General features: G+C 66.7%; 25 protein-coding genes. 6 read left to right on the forward strand and 19 right to left on the reverse strand.

Annotation, left to right across the window (positions count from 1 at the left end):
* Positions 1-4: 4 nt before the first annotated feature.
* Both A5771_RS06180 and A5771_RS06185 read right to left on the reverse strand, forming a co-directional pair.
* Positions 5-1,462, reverse strand: a complete 1,458-nt coding sequence (locus tag A5771_RS06180) for an aldehyde dehydrogenase family protein (RefSeq protein WP_064854315.1) — start codon at positions 1,460-1,462, stop codon at positions 5-7.
* A gap of 172 nt (positions 1,463-1,634) precedes the next feature.
* Positions 1,635-2,288, reverse strand: a complete 654-nt coding sequence (locus tag A5771_RS06185) for a TetR/AcrR family transcriptional regulator (protein ID WP_109401044.1) — start codon at positions 2,286-2,288, stop codon at positions 1,635-1,637.
* A gap of 221 nt (positions 2,289-2,509) precedes the next feature.
* Between A5771_RS06185 and A5771_RS06190 the strand changes: the two genes are divergently transcribed.
* Entirely contained in the window at positions 2,510-3,682 is a 1,173-nt protein-coding gene (locus A5771_RS06190) for an acyl-CoA dehydrogenase family protein (protein WP_064854412.1), read from the forward strand.
* Positions 3,683-3,697: 15 nt separating this feature from the next.
* On the opposite strand, the gene A5771_RS06195 is transcribed toward A5771_RS06190, so the two are convergent.
* The 7 genes from A5771_RS06195 to A5771_RS06225 are packed head-to-tail and all read right to left on the reverse strand — an operon-like array spanning position 3,698 to position 9,383.
* Positions 3,698-4,516, reverse strand: coding sequence for an acyl-CoA dehydrogenase family protein (locus A5771_RS06195; RefSeq protein WP_064854317.1), 819 nt, complete (start codon positions 4,514-4,516; stop codon positions 3,698-3,700).
* The gene (locus tag A5771_RS06200) at positions 4,513-5,601 is read right to left on the reverse strand and encodes an acyl-CoA dehydrogenase family protein (RefSeq protein ID WP_064854318.1); all 1,089 of its coding nucleotides are present in this window, start codon (positions 5,599-5,601) and stop codon (positions 4,513-4,515) included. Before A5771_RS06200 ends, A5771_RS06195 begins: the two co-directional genes overlap by 4 nt.
* Positions 5,598-6,020 (reverse strand): nuclear transport factor 2 family protein, encoded by a 423-nt coding sequence (locus A5771_RS06205; protein WP_064854319.1) that lies wholly within the window; start codon positions 6,018-6,020, stop codon positions 5,598-5,600. The genes A5771_RS06200 and A5771_RS06205 overlap by 4 nt, the downstream gene beginning before the upstream one ends.
* Positions 6,004-7,230 carry a metal-dependent hydrolase family protein gene (locus A5771_RS06210; protein ID WP_064854320.1) on the reverse strand — a complete coding sequence of 409 codons (1,227 nt, stop codon included), beginning with the start codon at positions 7,228-7,230 and terminating at the stop codon, positions 6,004-6,006. Before A5771_RS06210 ends, A5771_RS06205 begins: the two co-directional genes overlap by 17 nt.
* A 2-nt stretch (positions 7,231-7,232) precedes the next feature.
* A complete protein-coding gene (locus A5771_RS06215; protein ID WP_064854321.1) occupies positions 7,233-7,556 on the reverse strand; it encodes a hypothetical protein in 324 nt (107 codons plus the stop codon).
* Positions 7,540-8,832: an aromatic ring-hydroxylating oxygenase subunit alpha gene (locus A5771_RS06220; RefSeq protein WP_064854322.1), complete on the reverse strand. Its 1,293-nt coding sequence runs from the start codon at positions 8,830-8,832 to the stop codon at positions 7,540-7,542. The genes A5771_RS06215 and A5771_RS06220 overlap by 17 nt, the downstream gene beginning before the upstream one ends.
* Before the next feature lie 5 nt (positions 8,833-8,837).
* Positions 8,838-9,383 (reverse strand): carboxymuconolactone decarboxylase family protein, encoded by a 546-nt coding sequence (locus A5771_RS06225; RefSeq protein WP_064854323.1) that lies wholly within the window; start codon positions 9,381-9,383, stop codon positions 8,838-8,840.
* A 256-nt stretch (positions 9,384-9,639) separates the two neighbouring features.
* Between A5771_RS06225 and A5771_RS06230 the strand changes: the two genes are divergently transcribed.
* The 4 genes from A5771_RS06230 to A5771_RS06245 all read left to right on the forward strand — a co-directional run bounded on the left by A5771_RS06230 (position 9,640) and on the right by A5771_RS06245 (position 12,841).
* Positions 9,640-10,920, forward strand: a complete 1,281-nt coding sequence (locus A5771_RS06230) for an amidohydrolase family protein (protein WP_064854413.1) — start codon at positions 9,640-9,642, stop codon at positions 10,918-10,920.
* 111 nt (positions 10,921-11,031) lie between these two features.
* Positions 11,032-12,327: a cytochrome P450 gene (locus tag A5771_RS06235; protein ID WP_064854324.1), complete on the forward strand. Its 1,296-nt coding sequence runs from the start codon at positions 11,032-11,034 to the stop codon at positions 12,325-12,327.
* Positions 12,324-12,533: a ferredoxin gene (locus tag A5771_RS06240; RefSeq protein ID WP_064854325.1), complete on the forward strand. Its 210-nt coding sequence runs from the start codon at positions 12,324-12,326 to the stop codon at positions 12,531-12,533. Before A5771_RS06235 ends, A5771_RS06240 begins: the two co-directional genes overlap by 4 nt.
* A complete protein-coding gene (locus A5771_RS06245) occupies positions 12,533-12,841 on the forward strand; it encodes a DUF1330 domain-containing protein (protein WP_064854326.1) in 309 nt (102 codons plus the stop codon). The genes A5771_RS06240 and A5771_RS06245 overlap by 1 nt, the downstream gene beginning before the upstream one ends.
* On the opposite strand, the gene A5771_RS06250 is transcribed toward A5771_RS06245, so the two are convergent.
* The 7 genes from A5771_RS06250 to A5771_RS06280 all read right to left on the reverse strand — a co-directional run bounded on the left by A5771_RS06250 (position 12,838) and on the right by A5771_RS06280 (position 19,254).
* The gene (locus tag A5771_RS06250) at positions 12,838-13,050 is read right to left on the reverse strand and encodes a ferredoxin (RefSeq protein WP_064854327.1); all 213 of its coding nucleotides are present in this window, start codon (positions 13,048-13,050) and stop codon (positions 12,838-12,840) included. The two genes, A5771_RS06245 and A5771_RS06250, sit on opposite strands and share 4 nt — an antisense overlap.
* An 8-nt stretch (positions 13,051-13,058) precedes the next feature.
* Entirely contained in the window at positions 13,059-14,261 is a 1,203-nt protein-coding gene (locus tag A5771_RS06255; RefSeq protein ID WP_064854328.1) for a cytochrome P450, read from the reverse strand.
* Positions 14,262-14,381: 120 nt separating this feature from the next.
* Entirely contained in the window at positions 14,382-15,200 is an 819-nt protein-coding gene (locus tag A5771_RS06260) for an NAD(P)-dependent oxidoreductase (RefSeq protein ID WP_064854329.1), read from the reverse strand.
* Complete coding sequence (locus A5771_RS06265; protein WP_064854330.1) at positions 15,200-16,084, reverse strand: alpha/beta hydrolase; 885 nt, start codon at positions 16,082-16,084, stop codon at positions 15,200-15,202. Before A5771_RS06265 ends, A5771_RS06260 begins: the two co-directional genes overlap by 1 nt.
* Positions 16,081-17,736: a thiolase C-terminal domain-containing protein gene (locus A5771_RS06270; protein ID WP_064854331.1), complete on the reverse strand. Its 1,656-nt coding sequence runs from the start codon at positions 17,734-17,736 to the stop codon at positions 16,081-16,083. The genes A5771_RS06265 and A5771_RS06270 overlap by 4 nt, the downstream gene beginning before the upstream one ends.
* A gap of 10 nt (positions 17,737-17,746) precedes the next feature.
* Positions 17,747-17,959: a ferredoxin gene (locus A5771_RS06275; RefSeq protein WP_064854332.1), complete on the reverse strand. Its 213-nt coding sequence runs from the start codon at positions 17,957-17,959 to the stop codon at positions 17,747-17,749.
* The gene (locus A5771_RS06280; protein WP_064854333.1) at positions 17,956-19,254 is read right to left on the reverse strand and encodes an NADH-ubiquinone oxidoreductase-F iron-sulfur binding region domain-containing protein; all 1,299 of its coding nucleotides are present in this window, start codon (positions 19,252-19,254) and stop codon (positions 17,956-17,958) included. The genes A5771_RS06275 and A5771_RS06280 overlap by 4 nt, the downstream gene beginning before the upstream one ends.
* A 29-nt stretch (positions 19,255-19,283) precedes the next feature.
* Here A5771_RS06280 and A5771_RS06285 point away from each other — a divergent pair, with 29 nt between their 5' ends.
* Positions 19,284-19,754, forward strand: coding sequence for a hypothetical protein (locus A5771_RS06285; RefSeq protein WP_082947078.1), 471 nt, complete (start codon positions 19,284-19,286; stop codon positions 19,752-19,754).
* A 5-nt stretch (positions 19,755-19,759) separates the two neighbouring features.
* On the opposite strand, the gene A5771_RS06290 is transcribed toward A5771_RS06285, so the two are convergent.
* Genes A5771_RS06290 through A5771_RS06300 form a run of 3 tightly spaced genes read right to left on the reverse strand, consistent with a single transcriptional unit; the run spans position 19,760 to position 22,179 of the window.
* Entirely contained in the window at positions 19,760-20,626 is an 867-nt protein-coding gene (locus tag A5771_RS06290) for an alpha/beta fold hydrolase (RefSeq protein WP_064854335.1), read from the reverse strand.
* Between the two features lie 16 nt (positions 20,627-20,642).
* Entirely contained in the window at positions 20,643-21,035 is a 393-nt protein-coding gene (locus tag A5771_RS06295) for a Rieske (2Fe-2S) protein (RefSeq protein WP_064854336.1), read from the reverse strand.
* A 1-nt stretch (position 21,036) separates the two neighbouring features.
* A complete protein-coding gene (locus A5771_RS06300) occupies positions 21,037-22,179 on the reverse strand; it encodes an amidohydrolase family protein (RefSeq protein WP_064854337.1) in 1,143 nt (380 codons plus the stop codon).
* Positions 22,180-22,199: the final 20 nt, after the last annotated feature.

Here is a 22,199-nt window from a genome sequence, read left to right on the forward strand (position 1 = left end):
TTCGCTACATCTGCGCCCAGACGATCTTCGTCTGGAGGTAGGTTTCAATGCCGGCCTTGCCGGACTCGTAGCCCCAGCCGGACTGCTTGTAGCCGCCGAACGGCATCGAGTGGTCGAACTGCATCTGGCAGTTCAGGCCAACCGTTCCGGCCTTGAGCCGCTTGGCCAGCCGGTGGGCCCGGCCCAGGTTGGACGTCCACGCGGTGGCGGCCAGACCGTAGGTGCTGTTGTTGGCCAACGCGATTGCCTCGTCGTCGTCATCGAACGGCAGGATCGTGACGACCGGCCCGAAGATCTCCTCTTGGAACAGCCGGCTGGAGTCGGGGTCGACGCCGGTGACGACGGTGGGATGTACGAAGTAGCCCTTGCGGTCCAGCCGGTGCCCGCCGGTGACGAGCTCATTGCCGTCGGCCTTGCCCTGCTCCAGATAGCCCAGCACCCGGGTGAGCTGTTTCTGGCTGATCAGCGGCCCGACCATGACGCCGTCGTCGTTGGGGCCGCCGAGCTGCATGCTGTTGGCCATGTTGGCGATGCCCTCCACGACGCGCTCGTAGACGCCGCGCTGGGCGAAGATGCGCGACCCGCAGACGCAGGCCTGCCCGGAGTGCACGAAGGTGCCGAACGCCGCCATGGTGATGGCCATGTCCAGGTCGGCGTCGTCGTAGATCAGCACCGGCGACTTTCCGCCGAGTTCCAGGGTCACCTTGTTGAGATTGGTTGCGGCCGAGGCTTTCACGATCTCCCGGCCGACTTCGGTCGATCCGGTGAAGGCGACCTTCTCGACGTCGGGATGGGCGGTGATCGCCGCGCCGGCGGTGTGGCCGTAGCCGAGCACCATGTTGACCACGCCGTCGGGCACTCCGGCTTCGGACAGGATCCGGTTCAAGACCAGCGCAGACAGCGGGGTCTCCTCGGCGGGCTTGACGACGCTGCTGCAGCCGGCGGCCAGCGACGGGGCCAGCTTGGCGCAGAAGTTGAAGACCGGACCGTTCCACGGGAAGATCAGCCCCACCACGCCGTAGGGCTCGCGCAGCGTGTAGACGTGCTGATGTGACTCGATGCCGGTCAGGCCGCCGGTGTTGACGTCGCGGGCGATCCCGTCGATCTTGGTGCACCAGCCGGCGTAGTAGCGGAACCACTCCGATCCGACCTTGGTGATGATCGCGGCCTGGGAAGCGGGGATGCCCGCGTTGACCGACTCGAGTTCGGCCAGGATCTCGGCGTTCTCGTCGATCAGGTCGGCGATCCGCCACAGCACTTTGGCCCGGTCGTAGTCGGCCATCTGCGACCACACCCCGGATTCGGCGGTGGCCTTGGCGCGGGCGACGGCGTCGTTGACGGCTTCGGGACCGCAGTCGGTGAACTCGGTGAGCTGTTCTTCGGTGGCCGGGTCGATGATCGGAATCACGTCACCGGTGCCGGGGACCTTCCGAATGTCGTCCAACACCGTGCGCACCGACATGGATAATCACCTTCTCATTCAGCGATAATTACGTTTGCAGAATGAGGTTATGCGTTTCGGCATGGGAAGTCCAGGGTTGGCGGTGCGCCGCGAAGCAGCGTCGGGGAAAGATAGTCTCGGGGCCGCCGGACGGCATCAGCGGCGGCGCCGACGGGCGTGCGGGGGCGGCCGCTCAGCTGCGCGCGAAGCCGTGTGCGCAGAAGTCCCAGACCTCGTCAGCGGTCAGCGGCTTGACCGCCGGATCCGTTGAGGCCGGGCTGGATTGGGCGTTGAACATGACCGTCTGCATGATCATCGCGGCCACCCGCCTGGGGTTGGGGCCGGCGCGCAGCTGCCCGGCGGCCGCCGCCTGCTCGGTCAGCTCGGCGAGCAACGCCAACAGCGGGGTGTGGGCGACCTTGACCTCGGCGGGGTGGGTCAGCAGCAGGCTCGGGGCGAAATCGGTGAACAGCGGCCGTTTGGCGGCAGGGTCCGGGCGGGACGACTCGAACAGCAGCTCGACCGCGACCTTGAGGCGTTCCAGCGGGTCGGGATAGTTCGCCGTCGCGGCGCGGATCTGTTCGGCCGCTCGGCTCAGGGCGTCCTCGAAGAGCGCCAGCAGCAACTCGTGCTTGCCGTCGAACTGCAGGTAGAAGCTGCGCAGCGACTGCCGCGAGCGGTCGACGACTTCCTGGACGGTGAAGTCGGTGCTGCCCTTTTCGATGATGATTGACTGCGCAGCATCCAAAAAGCGCTGGACACGTTGGGCCGCACGAATTTTCGCGGTTTTGATCGAGCGTTCGACCGCGCGCTGCTTCCAGGCGGGTTCTTCGCTCGGGCTGGTCACCGGCGCTCCGGCCTGGTGTGCGGTAGGCGAGGCACAGCGCAACTGTACTGGACGGTAACCTGCCGGCGCCGCAGGCCACCGACTAGGGGATGACGATTCAGAGATCGCAACTTCTCCATTCGAGAATGATATTCTCATCGGTGCGTCTATGGAAGCGGACTCGCAAGATCCGAGCCGGTCCGCCAGCGGAAGACCCCGGGCGCACGAGTCGAGGAGTGCCGGTGCAACTCACCTTTGATGCCGACGTCGAGAGTTTCCGCGCCGAGTTCTCGGCGTTCCTCGACGAGCACCTGCCGACCGAAGCCGAGGCGCTCGAGCGGTCCCGGTCGTGCTCGCACGTCCCGGAATGGGCGCGGCGCTGGCAACGCCTGTTGTTCGACAACGGCTGGCTGCTGCCCGGCAACGCGCCCGAATTCGGCGGCCGCAACGCCAGCATTCTGCAGCAGTACGTGCACTCCGAGGAGCTCTCCCGCCGGCGGATCTACCCCAGCTTCAACCCGCAAGGGGTCGGCATCATCGCGGCGTCCCTGCTGTCGTTCGGCACCGAGGAGCAGAAGCGGCGGTGGGCCGTTCCCATCCTGCGGGCCGAGATCACCGCCTCCTTGGGCATGAGCGAGCCCGGCGCGGGCTCGGATCTGGCCGGATTGCAGACCCGCGCGGTGCTGACCGGCGACCACTTCGTGGTCAACGGCCAGAAGGTGTGGACCTCGGGTGCCCACGACGCCGACGTACTGTTGACGTTCGTCCGCACCGACCCGGATGCCCCGAAGCACAAGGGCATCAGCGTGCTGCTGATACCGACCGACGCCCCGGGAGTAGTGCGACGGCCCTTCGCCTCGGCATGCGGCCACGACGACGTCGATTTCAATGAGGTCTTCTTCACCGATGTCCAGGTGCCCGCCGAGAACCTGGTGGGTCCGCTCAACGGCGGCTGGGGAGTGGCCAACGGCTCACTCGGACACGAACGCACCCTGCTGTGGATGAGCTTCGCCGACCGGCTGCGCGACCTGATCCATGACCTGCGGCCGGTCGGTGCGCTCAACCGCGACCGCTTCGCCACCTTGTTGATGGACAACCAGGCGCTGGGGCTGCTCGGCTCGGTGGCCTTGGCGCAGGCGGCTCGCGGCGAGCAGGACGTCCCGGCGCTCTCGGTGCTCAAACTGCTGGGCTCCGAGGCGGTGCAGTCCGCCGCCGAGCACGCGCTCGACGCGGCCGGCAGCAGCGGCCTGACGCATCCGGCCAACTCGGGGACCTACACGCCGATGAACGAGGACTACGCGACCTCGAGCTGGTTCGATCGCTACCTGCGCAGCTTCTCCGGGACGATCGCCGGCGGCACCTCGGAAATCCAGCGCAACATCATCGCGCAGCGGGTGCTCGGGCTCCCGCGGTAAAACCAGCGCTCGAGGCTAGAGATTGACCAGTCGCGGCGCCGAGCGGCGGGCGCGCAGTCCGCCGCCGACCCGGCGGGTCAATTCCCGGGCGCTGCCGAGCAATCCGTCCAGCACCAGCACGCGCTCGATGTGGCGGTGCAGCTCGTGTTCCGCGGTGAATCCGACGCCGCCGAGCACCTGCTGGCAGTGCGTGGCCGCGGTCACCGCGGCCTTGCCGGCGGCGGCTTTGGCCAGCATGGAGGTCAGGTCCGGGCTTTCGCTGACGGGCACGGTGAGGGTGGCCTCGGCGCCCTCGATGGCGACCAGGGTTTCGGCGAGCCGGTGCCGGACGGCCTGGAAGGAGGCGATCGGCTTACCGAACTGCTCCCGGTCCAGCGCGTGCTGGCGGGCCAGCGCCAGCATTGCCCGCGCCGAGCCGACCAGCCACCAGCCCAGCGCGCGCTGTGCCTCACCCACGCGCATCAGTTCCCCGCCGGGCACTACGCGCAGTGGCAGCCCGCCAAGAACGGGATCGCCGGGATTGCCCTCGCCTTCCCTCCGTTCCCAGATCACCCAGCTGCCGCCGGCGTAGGGCATGGGGGGAGTACCGCCGGGCAGGCCGCCGATGGTCTCCAGTATCACGTCGTTGAGCACCGAGGCGTGTGCCCCGGTTTCGCCGAGCAGCCGGAACACCAGCGGAATGGCCAGGTCCGGATCCTCGGAAAGCATTTCGGCCCAACCCAGTTCGGCGAGGGCCTGGTCCAGCTCGGCGCCGGAGCACGAGGCCATGGTCTTGCGCAGGGCGTCTTCCAGCAGAGCGACCGAAGCGGTGTCCATCCCGGTGGCCATCGTCATTCCTTCCCGAGGTCGAGCAGTCGGCGGGCGATGATGTTGCGCTGGATCTCCGAGGTGCCGCCGTAGATGGTCGCCGCGCGGGAGTAAAGAAACTCGGTGCGCCAGGATGAATCGTTGAGCTCGATGGCGCCCGGCAACATGCCGCGCGCCGTATCGAAGAGCTTCTGTTCGGCGGTGGCCAGCAGCACCTTGTCGATCGAGGTGTCCGGGCCCAGCCGGGTGCCGCCGTCCAGCCGGTGCTGGGTGGCGCGGGACCGGCAGCGCAGCGTGTGCAGTGCGAGGTAGGCCTCGCCCAACTCGGCATCATCGGTCTCGGTCGTCTCGGCGATGAGTCGATCCATCCGCGAGTACAGGTAGGCGATTCGCTGCCAGAAGCAGGTGGAGCGCTCGAAGGGCAGCAGATCCATCGCCAGCCGCCAGCCGTCGCCGGGCTTGCCGAGCATGCGCTCGGCGGGGACCACCACGTCGTCGAAGTAGACCTCGCAGAACTCGTCCACGCCGTGCATCGTCCGCAGCGGGCGCACGGTGATGCCGGGGGTGTCCATGTCGACGAAGAACGCGGTGATGCCGTCATGTCCGGGAGCGGTGCGGGTCAGCAGGACGCAGCGCGTCGAATACTGGGCGAAGCTGGTCCAGACTTTCTGGCCCTTGATTATCCAGTTGTCGCCGTCGGGGGTGGCGCGGGTGGACAGCGATGCCAAATCGCTGCCGGAGCCCGGCTCGGAGAAGCCCTGGCACCAGAGTTCGCGGCCGGAGAGCAACCGGGGCACCATCTCCGCGGCGAGTTCCGGCGGCGCATAGTCGATCATGGTCGGCGCCAGCACTTCCAGCATCGAGTAGGGGCCCGGCTCGGCGAGCCCGCGGCCGACGACCTCTTCACCGACGACCGCCCGCAGCATCACCGGACCCCCCAGGCCGCCGGCCTCGACCGGCCAGCCGTACCGCATCCAGTCGGCGTCATACAGCGCGGCGCAGACCCGGCCGAACTGTTTGATGTGGGCTTCCAGGGAGTGATCCGCACCCGGGGTCAGGTCGTTGTCGTCGAGCCATGCGCGCAGATCTGCTTGGAATTCAGAGACATTCATTTCGATGACGGGCGACCGATCGCGTGCGGCCGGCCGGAGTCGTGTACGCCGCTGCGGCGGATGAACGTCATCGCCCGGGTCTTCAACCGCCAACCGTCCGCGGTGCGCACATAGGTGTCGTTGTAGTAGCCGATCCGCATGTCGTGGCTGGCGTGGTCGATGAAGCACAGCGGTTGGGTGCCGGTCGCGGTGTCGCCGTCCAACTCGATCACCGGGGTTCCGGTCAGGAACAAGCCCTTGGGGGCGGCGTCGACCAGCACCGGAAACCGGTCCAGCGAATAGGTCTCGCCGAAAGCACTGTAGGTGCCGTCCGGGGTGAACACCCCCACCAGCCCGTCGATGTCGCCCTGGGTGATCGTCACCGCGTAGCGGGCGAGTAGTTGCTGGATCTCGACGAGCTCGTCAGTTCTTGTTGACATACACTTGACCGCCTTTCATGACGAACCTCACGTTCTGGGTAACGCTGATGTCGGACAACGGATCTCCCGGCACCCCGATGATGTCGGCGAGTAGTCCCTGGGCCAGCCGGCCGCGGTCGGCGGCGTTGATCAGCTCGGCCGCCGTCACCGTAGCCGCCTTGAGCACCGCGGCGGGCGGCATGCCCCAGTCGACCAGGGTGACCAGTTCGTCGGCGTTGCGGCCGTGCGGGATCGCCGGCGCATCGGTGCCGACGGCGATCTTGACCCCCGCCTCGTAGGCGGCCTTGATCGAGGTGCGGGCCTTGGGGAACATCTCGGCCGCCTTGGCCTGTAGTTCGGGTGGGGCCTTGGAGACGTCCATCGCCTCGGCCAGGCGCCGGGTGGTGACCAGGAAGCGGTCGTGCTCGACGAGCATGGCGATCGCCTCGTCGTCCATCAGGAACCCGTGTTCGATGCAGTCGATCCCGCAGGCGACCGCGTGTTTGACCGCTTCGGCGCCGTGGGTGTGCGCCGCCACCCGCAGGCCGCGCCGGTGCGCCTCGTCGACGATGACGCGCAGCTCTTCGTCCGAATAGTGTTGAGCGCCGGCCTCTCCGGTCAACGACATCACACCGCCCGAGCAGCACACCTTGATCAGCTGCGCGCCGTGCTTGATCTGGTAGCGGACCGCCTTGCGGATCTCGTCGACGCCGTTGGCGATGCCCTCCTCGATGGTCAGCTCCAATACGCCCGGCATGAAACCCGCGAACATCGTCGGATCCAGGTGGCCCCCGGTCGGGGTGATCGCGTGGCCGGCCGGCACCACCCGCGGGCCTTCGATCCAGCCGGCGTCGATCGCCTTGCCCAGTGCGACGTCGAGCAGGTACCCGCCGGTCTTGACGAACAACCCGAGGTTGCGCACCGTGGTGAAGCCGGCCCGCAGCGTGCGGCGCGCATTGCCCACCGCACGCAGCACCCGGGTCGGTGGATCATCCTGCACCTGGGACAGGCCGGGGTTCTCACCCCGGCCGCCCATCAGCAGGTTGACTTCCATGTCCATCAGCCCGGGCAGCAGGATCAGGTCGCCCAGATCCAGCACCTCGTCGTCCGAACCGGACGCCGGGGATCCGCCGATGCCGACGATCTTGTCGCCCTCGACCCGGATGACCCCGGGCCGGATGATCTCACCGGAGTCGACGTCGAGCAGCCCGGCTGCCTTGAGCGTCAGCACCTTTAGACGACCGGTTCCTTGATGCAGTCGATCCAGGCCGCGCCGCTGTCCGGCACGCGCGGCTGCTTCCAGGCCTCGATCGGGAAGGAAACCATCACCAGCGACTGCATGAGGTGCATCAACGACCGCGCGTCGTCGGGCAGGTCATTCAGATCGAACTTGTCCAAGTAGGTGATGGCGTCCTCGAGTCGCCCGAACGCCGCGTCGTAGAACTCCTGCATCTGCGGCATGGTGGAGGCCAGCCGTTTGGCGTAGCGCTCCGGTTCGGTCGCCAGCGCCCAGTCGGCGTAGGGCTGCAGGTCAGCGAAGTCAGACGGTAGCGCCATTGGCGTGCTCCTTGGTCTTGTACTCGGATACGTAGTCACGGGCGGTCTTGTGCAGGTGTCGAATCAGGACCTCCTGGTCGCACAGCAAGAAGTTGTCCACGACCTTGGTGCCGATCATGGTCTGGGTTGCTTCCAGGGTGTTGGCATCCTGCAGCGCGTACTCCTTGAAGGTCACCGCGGCCAGTTCCTGAGCCAGACGTTCCCGGGCATTGCGCGGCGGCACGAAGTACAGGCTTGCTTCGAAGGTGTGCTTGTCGGCAGCGGTCGGCCAGTACTGGTAGGTCAGGTACCAGCCCGGCTCCCAGATCAGAATCATGAAGTTGGGGAAGAACACGAACGAGTCGATGCCCCACTGCGGCACTCGCTTGATGTTCACCGACGGTGGCAATTCCTTGAGGTCGGCAATGAGATCCGGCTTGTCCCAAGGGCCGAACAGTCCGCTGCGCAGCGCCCGGTCCAACGGCTTGACCATGTTGAGGTCGGCCGGCGGCGACTGACCACCCCACGTTGATTGCAGGCTGTGTGGTCCGGCCAGCTCGTAGTGCAGCGCTTCGTAGCCGAATTTCTGGATCTTGGCGGCTTCTTCCTTGGTGTACTGGCCCTGGTGCAGGATCGGTGCGTGGTAGAACTCCACGAACGCGTCGAGGAACAACTTCCAGTTGCTGCCGATCTCGGACTTGTACGAGTAGACCTCGGTCATCTCGCCGAACGGGTAGCCCTCGAGGCCCTTGGCCAGCGGACCGAGGTATTCGTTGAGCGGGCCGGCGTTGTCGTCGAAGTTGACGAAGATGAAACCTTCCCAGACCTCGCAGCGCACCGGGACCAGGCCGTACTGGCTCTTGTCGACGTCGAAGAATTCGCCCTCTTGCTGGATGAAGGTGAGGTCGCCGTCCAGGCTGTAGCGCCAGGCGTGGTACTTGCAGGTGAACTGGCGGCAGGTGCCCTCGGTCTCCTCGTTGGGGAAGTCGTTCCACACCAACTTGTTTCCGCGGTGGCGGCAGATGTTGTGGAACGCCCGGACCACGCCGTCCTTGCCCTTGACGACGATGATCGAGGTGCCCTTGCACACCGAGGGCAGTTCCCGGGTGAAGTAGCTGCCGGTCTTGGGCAGCCGCTCGACTCGCCCGACCTGTAGCCAGGTGCGCTTGAAGATCGCCTCCTGCTCGTCGGCGAAATGCGCCGGGTCGAACGAGTCGGTGTAATCGACCGGCTCAGTGCCGAGTTCGGGATAGGCCTGCGTCCAGCTACCGGCCGCCGGCTTGGGGAAATGTGCCACGGAAATTACCTCCCTGATTCGGGTTCTTCATCGAGTTCAACGCCAAAAGTGTTGAAGGCCATGGCCAACATGCTGTAGCAGCCGACCGTGAAGACGAGTTCCATCAGTTGGTGCTCGTCCAGGTGTTCGGTGAGGACGGCCTCGGTGGCGGGGGACAGCCGCGAGGCCTCGTCGAGTTCGTCGGCGGCGTTGACCACCGCCTGGTGCAGTTCGTCGCGGCCGGCGCCGTGCTGCAGGTCTTCGATGTCGGAGTCGGTGAGGCCGGCTTGCTTGCCGATCGTGATGTGGTGAACCCACTCGTATTCGCAGCCGCGGCGGTGAGCGGTGCGCAGGATCGCGAGTTCGCGCAAGTGGCCGGGGAGCGTCCCGCGGTAGAGCAGCTCAACGTTGAACTTGAGGAACGCCCTGGCCAGCTTCGGATGATGGACCAGCATGGTCATCGCTGAGCCGGCGTCGCGCGAGTTGCGCCGATCCGCGGTCAGCACCTGGGCGAGAGCACGCTGAACCTCCTCGTCGTCCCACTGGGACGCCGACAGCGGAGTCAAGCGCATCGTTCCTCCTCGCATGCGAGAATCACATTCTCATATTTGACCAACAGATTTCCATGTTTCCCGCGATTGGTCAACACTGCGCCGTCGATGCAGGTAGGACCGCGCGGAGGGCTGTTTCTCGGGTGTCGCCTGACCGCGCGGGCGTCCCGAACCGCCGGATTGCCCAGAAGGTTGATTCTCCGAAAACGGGAAGCTAGTTTTCATTAGAGACGTCGTGGGGTCGGCCGGCCGCGCCGGCCCGGATCGGAGGATGGCCGTGAACAAGGACGACATGATTCTGGTCAGCGTCGATGACCACACCGTTGAGCCGCCGGACATGTTCGCCAATCACCTTCCGCGCAAGTACCTCGATGACGCGCCGCGGCTGGTGCACAACGCCGACGGCTCCGACACCTGGCAGTTCCGCGACGTGGTGATCCCCAATGTCGCGCTCAATGCGGTCGCGGGGCGTCCCAAGGAGGAGTACGGCCTGGAGCCCCAAGGCCTGGATGAGATTCGCCCCGGGTGCTACAACGTCGACGAGCGGGTCAAGGACATGAACGCCGGCGGCATCCTGGGCTCGATTTGCTTTCCGTCGTTCCCCGGCTTCGCCGGCCGGCTGTTCGCCACCGACGACCCGGACTTCTCGTTGGCGCTGGTGCGGGCCTACAACGACTGGCACATTGACGAGTGGTGCGGGGCGTATCCCGCGCGCTTCATCCCGATGGCGCTGCCGGTGATCTGGGACGCCGAGAAGTGTGCCGAGGAGGTGCGGCGGGTGTCCAAGAAGGGCGTGCACGCCCTGACCTTCAGCGAGAACCCGGCGGCGATGGGATACCCGAGCTTCCACGATGAATACTGGAACCCGTTGTGGCGGGCGCTGTGTGACACCAACACCGTGCTCAATGTGCACATCGGGTCGTCGGGAAAGCTGGCTATCACCGCACCCGATGCGCCGATGGACGTGATGATCACCCTGCAGCCGATGAACATCGTCCAGGCGGCAGCCGACCTGCTGTGGTCCCGGCCGATCAAGGAATACCCGGATCTCAAGATCGCGCTGTCTGAGGGCGGCACCGGGTGGATTCCGTACTTCCTGGAGCGGGTGGACCGCACCTACGAGATGCACTCGGTCTGGACGGGTCAGGATTTCGGCGGCAAGGTTCCGTCCGAAGTGTTCCGGGAGCACTTTTTGACCTGCTTCATCTCCGACCCGGTCGGGGTCAAGCTTCGCCACGAGATCGGCATCGACAACATCGCCTGGGAGGCCGACTACCCGCACAGCGATTCGATGTGGCCGGGCGCGCCCGAGGAGCTGTGGAACGTGTTGTCGGCCAATAACGCCACCGATGCCGAGATCAACAAGATGACCCACGAGAACGCCATGCGCTGGTACTCGTTCGACCCCTTCGCCCACATCGCCCGCGATCAGGCCACTGTGGGCGCGCTGCGCAAAGCCGCCGAGGGGCACGACGTTCAGATTCGCGCGCTCAGCCAGCACAAGCACGGCGACCGCCAGGCGAACGCGTTGATGGACGCCGCGCGGTCCAACAGCTGAGCAGGGCCGACGTTGACGGGCACCCGCCCGTGTGAAAGTCTGTTGACCACAGGTGAGAATCGCATTCTCGGATATGAGAGTGTTGCTTGGAGGGAGTGCAGCCGGCTCGTGATGGATCCAGACACGATTGACTTCTTTCAGGACGCCGCGGTGGTGGCCGATCCCTACCCGTACCTGCGCGCACTGCGGGAGCGCTCGCCGGTCACCCGGGAGCCGCACCACAACGTGATGATGGTGACCGGTTGGGAAGAGGCCTGCGCGGTGGCCGGCAACGCCGAGGTGTTCTCCTCGTGCATCGCGGTAACCGGCCCGTTCCCCGGCTTCCCGGTGCCACTCGACGGTGACCTGGGCGGTGCGACGGTGTCCGGTCTGATCGACAAGCACCGCGATGAACTGCCGTTCAGTGACCAGCTGCCGACGCTGGACCCGCCGACGCACACCAACCATCGGGCGTTGCTGATGCGGCTGCTCACTCCCAAGCGCCTCAAGGAGAACGAGGACGCCATGTGGGAGCTCGCCGATGCGGTACTCGACGAATTCCTCGCGCCCGGTGCCGGTGAGTTCATCGGCGGCTTCGCGGCGCCGTTCACCCTGCTGGTCATCGCCGACCTGCTGGGCGTCCCCGACGAGGACCGGGACGAGTTCGTCAAGAACATGCATCACAACGTCGGCGGCGGGATCGGCAGCACCGATGCCAAAGCGCTGGCACACAGTCCGCTGGAGTTCCTCTACGCCACCTTCGCCGACTACATCGCTGATCGCCGCCGCACGCCGCGCGAGGACGTACTCACCGGCATGGCCGAGGCGACCTTCCCCGACGGCTCCGTCCCGGACCCGATGGATGTGGCCCGGGTGGCCGCCAACGTCTATTCGGCCGGCCAGGAGACCACGGTGCGCCTGCTCGGCTCCGCGCTCAGGATCATCGGGGAGCAGCCCGAGATTCAGCAGCGGCTGCGCGACGACCGCAGCCTGATCCCGAACTTCATCGAAGAGGTGCTGCGCTTCGAAAGCCCGGTCAAGGGCGATTTCCGGCTCTCCCGGGTCGACACGGAGGTCGGCGGAGTCGACATCCCCGCCGGCACAACGCTGATGGTGATCAGCGCCGGCGCGAACCGGGATCCGCGCCGCTTCACCGACCCCGACACCTTCGATCCCGCCCGCACCAACGCCCGCCAGCACATCACTTTCGGACGCGGCATCCACAGCTGCCCCGGTTCGCCGCTGGCCCGGGCCGAAACCCGGATCGCGATCGAGCGTCTGCTGGATCGCACCGCCGAGATCAGCATCTCCGAAGAGCGGCACGGTCCGCCCGACGCACGGCGGTTCAGCTACATTCCGACCTACATCCTGCGTGGTCTGATCGATCTGAACCTGGAGTTCACGCCCGCCGCGAAGGCCGCGCGATGAAGGCCTGGGTCGACCCGGACCGCTGTGCCGGGCACGGTATCTGCACCACGATCTGCCCCGAGGTGTTCGCCATCAACGACGACGGGTATTCGGAGGTCACCGTCGACGAGGTGCCGCCGCAGTTCGAGGACGCGGTTCGCGATGCCATCAAGCAGTGCCCCGAACACGCCATCGACGAAGTCACCGATTCGCAAGAGGAGAACTGATGTCCAACGGGCCCAAGGGATATGTCATTCTGACCGAGGCCATCAACGACCCGTCGGGCATGGTCGCCTACGGTAAGGCCGCCCAGCCGACGATGGCCTCGGGTGGCGCGACGATCCTGGCCGTCGAGACCCAGCCCGAGGTGGTAGAGGGCGACTGGCACGGCAACCAGACCGTGGTCTTGGAGTTCGAATCGGTGGAAGCCGCCCGGGCTTGGTATCACTCCGAGGGCTACCAGCAGGCCGCGAAGCTGCGCCAGGCCGCCGCGGACTGCAACGCGGTCATCCTCTCCGGCTTCCCGGCGCGCTAGTCGCCTTCCTCGACGATCGACAGCGCCTGCCGGGGGCACCTGCGGACCGCTTCGTGGACATCGCTTTCGGTCTCCGGGGTGATGTCCGGCTTGAGGATGTGCAGGGTGTCCTGGTCATCAAGGTCGAACACCTCGGGGTTGATGCCCATGCAGATCGCGTTGGCCTCGCACAGCCCGTAATCGACTACCACTTGCCGTCGTCTGGCCATTGATACCCCTACCGCAGGACCCGGACCGGAACGTTCTGCCAGCCGGCCACGTTTTGCATGTGAACCCGTTGCAGGCCGTCCCAATTCACCTCGTAGCGAGGCATGAAGTCCAACAACCTCTCCAGCGCGATGGTGCTCTCCATCCGGGCCAGGGCCGCTCCGAGGCAGCTGTGGATCCCATAGCCGAGGCCGAGGTGTTGTGCCTCGGTCTGATCCCGATCGATATCGAAGGTATCGGCGTCGGTGAATGCCTCCGGGTCCCGGTTCGCCGCGGCGTTCAGCAAGAACACCGGCTTGCCCGCCGGGATGGTGCCGCCGCTGACGTGCGCCTCCTTCAGGGTGTAGCGAACGTTGTACTGCACCGGGCCTTCGTAGCGCAGTAGCTCCTCCACGGCAGCGGGAACCTTGCTGCGGTCGTCGAGCAGTTTCCGCCACTGCTCCGGGTATCGGGCGAAGAGCACCGCCGCGTTTCCGACGAGCTTGGTGACGGTTTCGGCGCCCGCGCCCCCTAATAGCGCGGCGAAGCCGGTGATCTCGATATCGTCGAGCCGGCGCGGCTGACCGTCTTCGCCGGGGATCTCGGCGGCGATCAGCCTACTGAGCATGTCGTCCTGCGGGTTGACCCGCCGCTCCTGGACCAACCCGTAGTAGTACATCGCAGTATCGATGTTGGCCTGCATGTTTGTTTCGCTTATTTCGATCTGCCCGGGTTCGTGGTGCAGCGAGATGTTCATCCAGTGCCGCACCTGCTGCCGGAACTCGTCGGGCACCCCGACCATCCTGGTGATGACCTCCACCGGGAACGGCCCGGAGAAGTCCTGCACCACATCGAAGCGATCCGGGTCCGCGGCGCCGAGGAACCGTTCGACCTGCCCGATGATGGTCTCGCGCTGCGCCTGCATCGCGCGGGGAGTGAATGCCTTGTTGAGCAGGCTGCGCATGTGCCGGTGATCCGGAGGGTCCATGAAGATGATCGACTTCTGTGGGGGTTCGTTCGACCGCACCATCGCCAGGTCGCAGCCGCGGGCCGACGAATAGGTCTCGAAGTCCTTGAGCGCCGCCGCCACGTCTTCGTGGCGGCTCAGCGCATAGAAGTCCTCTTCCTCGTTGTAGTAAAGGGGAGCTTCGGCGCGCATTCGCCGATAGATGTCGAACGGATCGTTGAAATACTCTTCGGAGAACGGGTCGAAGACGAGCTTCGGCTTGGTCATTGAATCCTCCTCAGCGGCAAGAAGCGGCTGGATAAAGCGCCGTGACCGGCCGTCAGACCGTAGGTCCAACTGTAAGACATACGGGTAGCTGCCGGAAGGTTATTCGCCAAAGTCGCGCGATCATCGCGGATGATCCATCAGCGACAGTGCGGCGTCGGCGGCGTCGAGAACCGCGCCGGGCATTGCCGCGGCCTGCTGCGCCAAATCGGCTACCAGTCGCACGTCCTTGCGCAACAGCGCCCCGGCCATTCCGGCGAGACGATCCAGGCTGCCACCGGAGCCACGGATGCTGTTGAGCGCAAAACTGTTCGAACTGCCGCGACACACCACCTCGGCGAGTCGGCCCGCCGACACCCCGAGCTGTTCGCCCAGCGCCAGAGCGGTGGCGGCGGTGCCCAGATTCGCGGTGAACAACAGGTTGTTGAGCAACTTGGTTACTTGCCCCGATCCGATCCCGCCGAGATGCACGACCGGGTCGGCGTAGGTGTCGAACACCGGCCGGCACTTCTGCACCACGTCCTCGTCCCCGCCGACCATCACCAGCAGCGTTCCGGCTTCGGCCGCCGGCCCACCACCGCTGACCGGTGCGTCGATTACCGAAACGCCGTGATCAGCACAGTGTTCGGCCAACCGGCGACAGGTGTCGGGGTGTACCGTGCTGTGGATCGCGATGATGCCGCCGGGCTGCAACCCGGCCAATACGCCATTCTCGCCGTGGATCACCTCCTCGACGTCGGCGTCGCCGACCACGCACAGGCAGACCAGATCGCTGGCCCGGCCCAGCTCCGCAGGGGTGTCGGCGACGGCGGCCGTGGTGTCGGCGAAGGGTTCGAGGGACTCGGGCCGACGAGCCCACAGCGTCATGGCATAGCCGCCCTCGACGATGCGTCGCGCCATCGGCGCGCCCTGACTGCCCAGTCCGATGAAACCGACGCGCATCAGCTGATCTCCGAATCCTGTTCGGCGCCGGCGGTTGCGGCGCACTCCTCGACGAATGCCAGCACCGACTCGTGGTAGCGCTGCGCACCGAAACCGACGCTGAGATTGTGCCCGGACCCGGGCTCGTCGTTGCTGGTGAAGCGCGGTGTGGCGGTGAAGATTTCGCGGATCTCGTGTTGCGCGGCCGGGTCGGCAGCCCAGATCTTCTCGTGTTCGGCGAAGGTGAAGCGCACCGGGACGTGCACCTGGCCGGCCAGCGACGGAAAGGCGCTGCGCGGCCAAGCGGCCACCATGGCGGCCTCGTAGTTTGCACCGGGAGAGGCGTGGATGATTCCGCGCAGCACCGCGTCGGGATACAACGATGCCGGCTCCCAGAGCAGTTCGCGTAGGCCGACCGGTCGCTGGCCGGGACCGGCCTTGCTCAGCACGTCGCGCGCGGCGGCCTGGTAGTGCAGCCCGGTGCCGGCCAGTTCCAGGCCGAGCAATTCGTCGCCGCGTTCATCGACGGCCATCCGCAACGCCAGTTCGCACCCGTTGGAGTGGCCCAGGACGAACAGTCCGGCGCCCCGGTCCCGATCGCCGAGGATCCGGTCGAGCGCCCGGTAGGCGAGCCGGACGCGCTGCTCCGGGGCGTCCACCGACTCCGGATACAGCGCCGAAGCGCCGTACCCCGGGCGGTCCAGTGCGACCACCGTGAAGCCCAGCGCGGCACCGGCTCTCAGCAGGGACAGGTGCGGATGGCCCGGGCAGTCGAAATACGCCGACGTCGTGCCGCCGCCGTGCAGGGCGACCACGACGGCGCGCGGCTCGGAAACTTCGGCCAACAGCGCCGACATCGGGATGCCGTCGGCGCTGACCGTGCGCGGGCGAACTGCTGGGCTCATGTGTCCATCCGCAGCAACATGACCCCGCTGGGGGTCAGCCCGCCGCTGCTCGTCACCGCGACCCGGGCGCCGGCCACCTGACGCTTGCCCGCCTCGCCGCGCAACTGGGTGACAGCTTCGTGGATCAGCCCCATCCCGTGAGTGCGGCCATGGGAGAGCTGACCGCCGTGGGTGTTCAGCGGAAGCACGCCGTCCCGGGCGATGTTGGTGCCGCCGTCCAGAAAGCTCTTGGACTCGCCGATGCCGCAAAAACCCAGCGCCTCAATCCAGGACAGGCAGTTGAAGCTGAACCCGTCGTAGAGTTCCGCGACATCGACATCGGCTGGACGCAGTGAGGTCCGCGACCACAGGTGCGCGGCCTGGCCCAGCACCTGCGGTTCGTGGGTCAAGGTGCTTTGGTCCCAGTCGGTGCGCTCGATGATCTGGGTGCCGACCGCCTCTACCAGGACCGGTGGCTTGGCCAGATCGCGGGCTGTGTCGATCGCGGAGACGATCACCGCCACGGCGCCGTCGCAGGGGACGTCGCAGTCGTAGAGCCCGAACGGGGTGGTGATCATCCGGGCGGACAGATAGTCGTCCATGCTCATCGGGTCGCGGTAGATCGCTGTCGGATTCAGCGCGGCGTTGGCTCGCTGGTTCAACGCGATCCAGCCCAGCGTCTCGCGGGTGGTGCCGTAGCGGTGGAAGTGCCGTTGGGCATTAAGTGCCAAGGTGTGCGCCGCCGAGGTGGCCCCGAACGGAATCTGCCAGCCGGTGGTGCGCTTTCCGCCCGGCGGCGAGGCCTTACCGGCCTTGAGCAGCTCGCTGAATGTCGATTCCCACACGGTTCGGAAACACAGCACATGGCGAGCCAGTCCGGTGGCAACGGCCATCATCGCGGCGATGACAGAGCCGCCGGGCCCGAAGGTGTCCATGCCGCCGTTGATCCATGTCGGGCGCAATCCCAACGCGCCCTCCAGCGCCGTAACGCCGCCTTCGCCCATGCCGGCTACGTCCAAGCTCGGATACGTTGAGAGCCCATCGATGTCGTCGAAGGTCAGCCCGGCATCGGCGACGGCCGCCTGGCATGCCTCCACGGTCAACGCCAGCGGTGCAACCATGAGCCGACGGCCCAGTCGTGAAGCGCCGATCCCGGTGATCGCCGACTTGTCCTCGAATTTCTCGGTGCTGGCCATCGGGCGCACGTGCTGCGCGAAGTCCTCGGGGGCGATCTCGTCGGTGGGCAGCGGTCTGATTTCCGGACTGTCCGGCACCGGGCGGAACAGCGGCAGCCACACGTCCTCGATGTTCTCGAAGACAACCTCCACCTGCTGGCCGAGTTCCAGTTGGTCCGGATCGCAGTCGATGATGTTGGTGGTCAGCCGAACTCGCGGATCCTCGTCGATCACGACCTGCGCCACTACGTAGGGCGCCGGCATGCCGGGCAGGCTGAACCGGTGGTTGATGGTGAAACCGGCCAAGGTGGCCCGCCCGGAGACCTCACGCACGCCCATCTCGGTGCTGTGGCAGTACCGGCACACCGGTTGCGGCGGATGAATGAGCGCGGCGCAGTCCCGGCACTCCTGCAGTCGCAACACCCCGTCGGCGCCTGCGGTCCAGAAGAATTCGTTCTCGATGGTGATCGCCGGCAGTGGTCGGCCCGGTGCGCTCATACGGGGCTTCTCATACATCGTCGTCCTCCGCATCGATCTCGATGATGGCGTGCACCGGACAGTCCAGCAGGGCCCGCATGACGTCATGCTCGTCTGCCTCGTCCACCGTGCCGTCGCCGGTCAGGGACGCATAGCCCCAGTCGTCCAGCGAGAAGTACTTCGGTGCGTGTTTGGCGCAGAACCCGAATCCGTCGCACATGGTGCGATCCAGCCGGACCTTCATGGCGTCGCCTCCTCGACCGCGTAGGGACGTTCGGCCCGGAAGGCGCCGCCACGGCAGGTCGCACAGGCGCCGTCGAGGTGCTCGGCCACCGATTCCGGGAAGCGGATCAACAGGCTCGCCGCCACATTGGTGGCGCCGTCCAGCGTGCCGCAGGCGCCGCGCCCGGGAAGCACCCCGGCCCAGCGCTGCAGCCGCTCGACCTCCTCCGCGGTCGCGGCACCATCGCGCAGCGCCTCGGCGACCGCCGCCCGCGCGGCGGTGCCGTTGAAACACGACCCGCACTGGCCGGCGTTCTCCCGCCCGAAATAGGCCAGCACCGAAGCCGCCACCGCGACCGGGCAGTCGTCGGTGAGCACCGCCATCGCCCCGCAGCCCAGGCCGCTGCCGCCGGCACGCAGGGTCTCGTGATCCAGCGTGGCGTCCAGCGCTTCGCGGTTCAGCAGGCCGGAGAAGTAGCCGCCCATCAGCAACCCGCGGACCTGGTCGAGCGGAATCCCGTGCAGCTGAAGCAGTTCGGAGACCGCGATACCGTGCGGCAGCTCGTAGAGCACGGGCGGCCGGCCACCGCCGGTCACCGTCGCCAGAAACGTTCCCGGTGACAACGCGGTCCCGGCCGAGCGGAACGCCGCCGCGCCGTGCTGCTGCAGATACGGAAGGTTCGCCAGCGTCTCGACATTGGAGACCAGTGTCGGTCGCTGCGCCACCCCGTGCTGGTAGGGGCGCGGCGGCTTGTCGGTCGGTTTGGCCGGTCCGCCGTTGATCGCCCGCACCGCCGCGGTCTCCTCACCGGCCACATAACCCGCGTCGACGGTGAACACGCTGATAGCCATCCCAGCAAAGACTTCCGTGCCGACCTCGGCCAGCGCGTGCTCGATACTGCGGGCCGCCGCCGGGTCGGAGACGTAGACGTAGGCGCGGCTGGCGGCCACGGCCGCGGCCGCCAGTCGCAGCCCGTCGAGCACCAGGTGGGGGCGGTTGCGCAGCAGCCAGCGATCCTTGACCGACGCCGGTTCGCCCTCCTCGCCGTTGGCGACGACTACGGCGTCCCGGCCGCGGCGGGCGGCGGCGGCGCGCACCGACGCCAGCTTGACTCCCAGCGGGAAGCCCGCGCCCCCGCGCCCGAGCAGCCCGCTGCGTTCCACCTCCTGAAGGAACGCGTCGGCGTCGGCAAGCGCACGGTAGCCGCCCTCGGCGATGTAGGTTGCACCGTCCTCGACGCCGTCACGCAGCAGGCGCAGTGCACAGTCCGGCCAGGCGGCGACTGTGATATCCGGTCGCGCGGCAGTTGTCGTCATTGCCACCTCGTTTGGCTAGGCTCGCGGACGTGAGAACAGCGGTGGTGCGTGTCGACGTCGACCCGACCGGTCAGCTGATACCTGAGCAGTTGACGGCCGGCATGGCGACGCTGCGTGACCTGGCCGGGCAAGCGGGTGTCGAGCTGGTGGAGACCGATGTTGCGGCCATGCCGGTGGGCCGGCGCCAGGTCCGGCTGCTGATCAGCGGGGCCGACATCGACATCGTCGACATCGGAACACGCTTGTGCGCCAGCGCGTTCGGCACCGCGCCGACGCCCGGGGTGGTGACCTACGTGAGCAGGGGCACCGACGATGACGTGCACGGAGTGCTGGCCGGGCTGGGACTGACCGGCGAGATCGGCCGGACGCCGGGAACGAACGGTCTGGACGTCGTCCACGTGACGTTGGCCGAACCGGATCTGCAGCGCGTCGGCGAGAGTCGCATCCACACCGCGCTGGAGGCCTCGCTGAACTGCGAGGTCCATATCCACACCCGCTGAGGTCATCAGCGGCCCAGGAATTCCAGGATGGCCGGGGCGGCCTGCACCCAGGTGTCGAACATGTTGAAGTGACTGACTTTTCCGGCGGCACGCTCCTCGCCGGCCCGCTCCCAGGCGTCCTCCGGCCACGGCGGGTCGATCAGCTCGGACCCCTTGATCAGGCAGCTCACCTCCAGCGAGGTGCGTTTCGGGTGGTCCCAGTCGTTCTCGCCGCCGCGGATGATGAGCGTGGGAACCGTGATGCGGTCGAACATTTCGTCGTCGACGCCGGGAATCGTCTGCCCCGGCTTGGAGACGAAGGCGTTCAGCCAGCGCAGCATCACCTTGAGGAACTCGTCGGAATCCAGCTCGAGCAGTCGCTGCTTGTTCGCCGGGTTCTCCTCGATCCGTTCCTGCCATTCGCGCAGCCCCACCAGCGCCTGGGTGCCGCCGCCGCGTACCGCCAGGATGTTGGGCACCACGTAGTAGGACCCCAGCACGAAGGAGCCGTACACGCCGCCGACGATGTTCCACAGCACCAGCTTGGTGGCCAGCTCGGGGTAGAGCATGGTGGTCAGCATGGAGTCCCGGGCACCGCCCGAGCCGCCGGCGATGATGCAGGGTCCGGTGTCCAGGGCGGTGAGCAGTCCGTGCAGCGTTTCGGCGCGCATATGCGATTCGGACTGGCCGTAGAACTGCACATCGGACGCCCCGCAGTTGGGGCGGTCCCACAGCAGCACCCGGTAGCCACCCTCGACGAGTTTGTCGGCCAGCGGGCGCAACCCGGGGATCTCCTTGGAGAACCGGCCGCCGGGGGTCAGGACGATCAGATCGCCTGTGTTACCGAGGATCTCGTAGACGACGTTTCCACCGTTGATTTCGACAGCGGGCACCGAATACTCCTGTGTGCTAGGCCTGGACCAGGACGTCGTTGCCGACGACCCGCACCGGGTAGGTTCGGATGCTCCACTCGGGTTTGACCGCGGTGGTGCCGGTGGCCAATTCGAAACCCCACTGATGCCAGGGGCAGTAGATGTATTCCAGGTCTCGGACCATGGCGGCGTCTCCCGGCGCGGTCTCATCGACGACGGTGCGACCGCGCAGCCGCCCGGAGCACAGCGGTCCGCCTTGATGCGGACAGAAGTTCGCGATCGCGTAGAACGTCCCGTTGATGTTGTACACGCCCACGCCGTGATGCCCGATCGGCACGAGTTTATGGGTGCCGGGCGGGATTTCGTCGACGGTGGCAACGATGTGCTCGCGGCCCTGGGCCAGCCGGGGCCGCTGGTCGTCGTGGCTCATTCTAAAACACCCGTACCTGACCCTCGAGGGCCGGGACCGTGTCGGGAAGGTGGTAGGTCTTCAAGCCGTTCTTGAACATCACCGCTTCGCGGGCCGCCTTGGGCAGGTGCTTGACGAGCCAGCGCGGGTCGTCGAACGTCCAATGCGGGTAGTCCGAGGAGTACAGCAGGATCTTCTCGCACTCCATCCACTCGAAAGCGCGCATCAGCTCGGTCTTGTCCTCCGGGTAGTCCAGCGGCTGGGTGGTGAATTTGATGTGGTCCTTGACGTATTCGCTGGGCTTGCGTTTGATGTCCAGCCACGACTTGCGCGCCTCGTAGATGGCGTCCATGCGCCACATCAGCGGCAGGATCCAGGTGAAGGCGTGTTCGACGAGCACGATGCGCAAGGTCGGGAACCGGTCGAATACGCCGTCGAACACCAGGCTCATCACCTGGTTCGCCGCGAGCAGCGAGTAGGTGACCATGAAGTCGTGGTTGTAACTGGGCATCCCCACCGGCGGCATCGGCAGCTCCTCGTGGTGGCTGCGCGACAGGTGACAGCTGACGGTGATGTCGTGTTTGGTGGCCGCGGTCCAGATCGGGTCGTATTTGGGATCGCCCCACGACGGGCGCGGCTCGGCCTTGATCAGGACCTGCGCCATGTAGGGGTGGCCGGCCCACTTCTCGATCTCGGCGGCCGCGCCGGAGGGGTCCTCGATCGCGACGCAGATCGACCCGCGCCACCGCTGATGCCAGTTGTTGTGGCTGTCCAGCCAGTGGTTGGCCTGCCAGTCGTTGAGCGCACACGACATCGCGTGCTGGGCTTCGGGGATCCGCGCCGGGTAGGCGGCGGGCTCCAGGATCGCGAAGTCGGAGCCCGCCTCCATGATCAGTTGTTTGAACGCCAACTCCGGGCTGCTGCCGGGGAACTCGCCGTCGGCCGGGAACGCATCGACGCGCATCGCGAACGCGTGCGCGTAGTCGGGGGCGTCGTAGTAGATCTGTTCGCCCACCCGGCGGGTCAGAAAGTACTTGCTACGCCACGGCTCGGGGATGTACGGGGTCAGCTCCCCGCGCCGCGGCACCGGATGGACGTCGGAGTCCACGCATCGCACGGCAACGCGCTCGGCCGCCGGCTTGCGCTCTGTGGCTGTCACGGTCATGGTGCTCTCCCTTGATCCCA

The sequence above is a fragment of the Mycolicibacter sinensis genome (assembly GCF_001667375.1).
GTDB lineage: Bacteria > Actinomycetota > Actinomycetes > Mycobacteriales > Mycobacteriaceae > Mycobacterium > Mycobacterium sinense_A.

Excerpts from the sequence above, each read along its gene's own strand:
- A5771_RS06195 (WP_064854317.1), bottom strand. The coding sequence starts at position 4,516 with ATGACGATGGCCACCGGGATGGACACCGCTTCGGTCGCTCTGCTGGAA.
- A5771_RS06255 (WP_064854328.1), bottom strand. The coding sequence starts at position 14,261 with ATGACCAAGCCGAAGCTCGTCTTCGACCCGTTCTCCGAAGAGTATTTC.
- A5771_RS06215 (WP_064854321.1), bottom strand. The coding sequence starts at position 7,556 with ATGGCGCTACCGTCTGACTTCGCTGACCTGCAGCCCTACGCCGACTGG.
- A5771_RS06180 (WP_064854315.1), bottom strand. The coding sequence starts at position 1,462 with ATGTCGGTGCGCACGGTGTTGGACGACATTCGGAAGGTCCCCGGCACC.
- A5771_RS06295 (WP_064854336.1), bottom strand. The coding sequence starts at position 21,035 with ATGAGCCACGACGACCAGCGGCCCCGGCTGGCCCAGGGCCGCGAGCAC.
- A5771_RS06235 (WP_064854324.1), top strand. The coding sequence starts at position 11,032 with ATGGATCCAGACACGATTGACTTCTTTCAGGACGCCGCGGTGGTGGCC.
- A5771_RS06260 (WP_064854329.1), bottom strand. The coding sequence starts at position 15,200 with ATGCGCGTCGGTTTCATCGGACTGGGCAGTCAGGGCGCGCCGATGGCG.
- A5771_RS06265 (WP_064854330.1), bottom strand. The coding sequence starts at position 16,084 with ATGAGCCCAGCAGTTCGCCCGCGCACGGTCAGCGCCGACGGCATCCCG.
- A5771_RS06280 (WP_064854333.1), bottom strand. The coding sequence starts at position 19,254 with ATGACGACAACTGCCGCGCGACCGGATATCACAGTCGCCGCCTGGCCG.
- A5771_RS06225 (WP_064854323.1), bottom strand. The coding sequence starts at position 9,383 with ATGCGCTTGACTCCGCTGTCGGCGTCCCAGTGGGACGACGAGGAGGTT.
- A5771_RS06205 (WP_064854319.1), bottom strand. The coding sequence starts at position 6,020 with ATGTCAACAAGAACTGACGAGCTCGTCGAGATCCAGCAACTACTCGCC.
- A5771_RS06200 (WP_064854318.1), bottom strand. The coding sequence starts at position 5,601 with ATGAATGTCTCTGAATTCCAAGCAGATCTGCGCGCATGGCTCGACGAC.
- A5771_RS06275 (WP_064854332.1), bottom strand. The coding sequence starts at position 17,959 with ATGAAGGTCCGGCTGGATCGCACCATGTGCGACGGATTCGGGTTCTGC.
- A5771_RS06250 (WP_064854327.1), bottom strand. The coding sequence starts at position 13,050 with ATGGCCAGACGACGGCAAGTGGTAGTCGATTACGGGCTGTGCGAGGCC.
- A5771_RS06270 (WP_064854331.1), bottom strand. The coding sequence starts at position 17,736 with ATGAGCGCACCGGGCCGACCACTGCCGGCGATCACCATCGAGAACGAA.
- A5771_RS06300 (WP_064854337.1), bottom strand. The coding sequence starts at position 22,179 with ATGACCGTGACAGCCACAGAGCGCAAGCCGGCGGCCGAGCGCGTTGCC.
- A5771_RS06245 (WP_064854326.1), top strand. The coding sequence starts at position 12,533 with ATGTCCAACGGGCCCAAGGGATATGTCATTCTGACCGAGGCCATCAAC.
- A5771_RS06240 (WP_064854325.1), top strand. The coding sequence starts at position 12,324 with ATGAAGGCCTGGGTCGACCCGGACCGCTGTGCCGGGCACGGTATCTGC.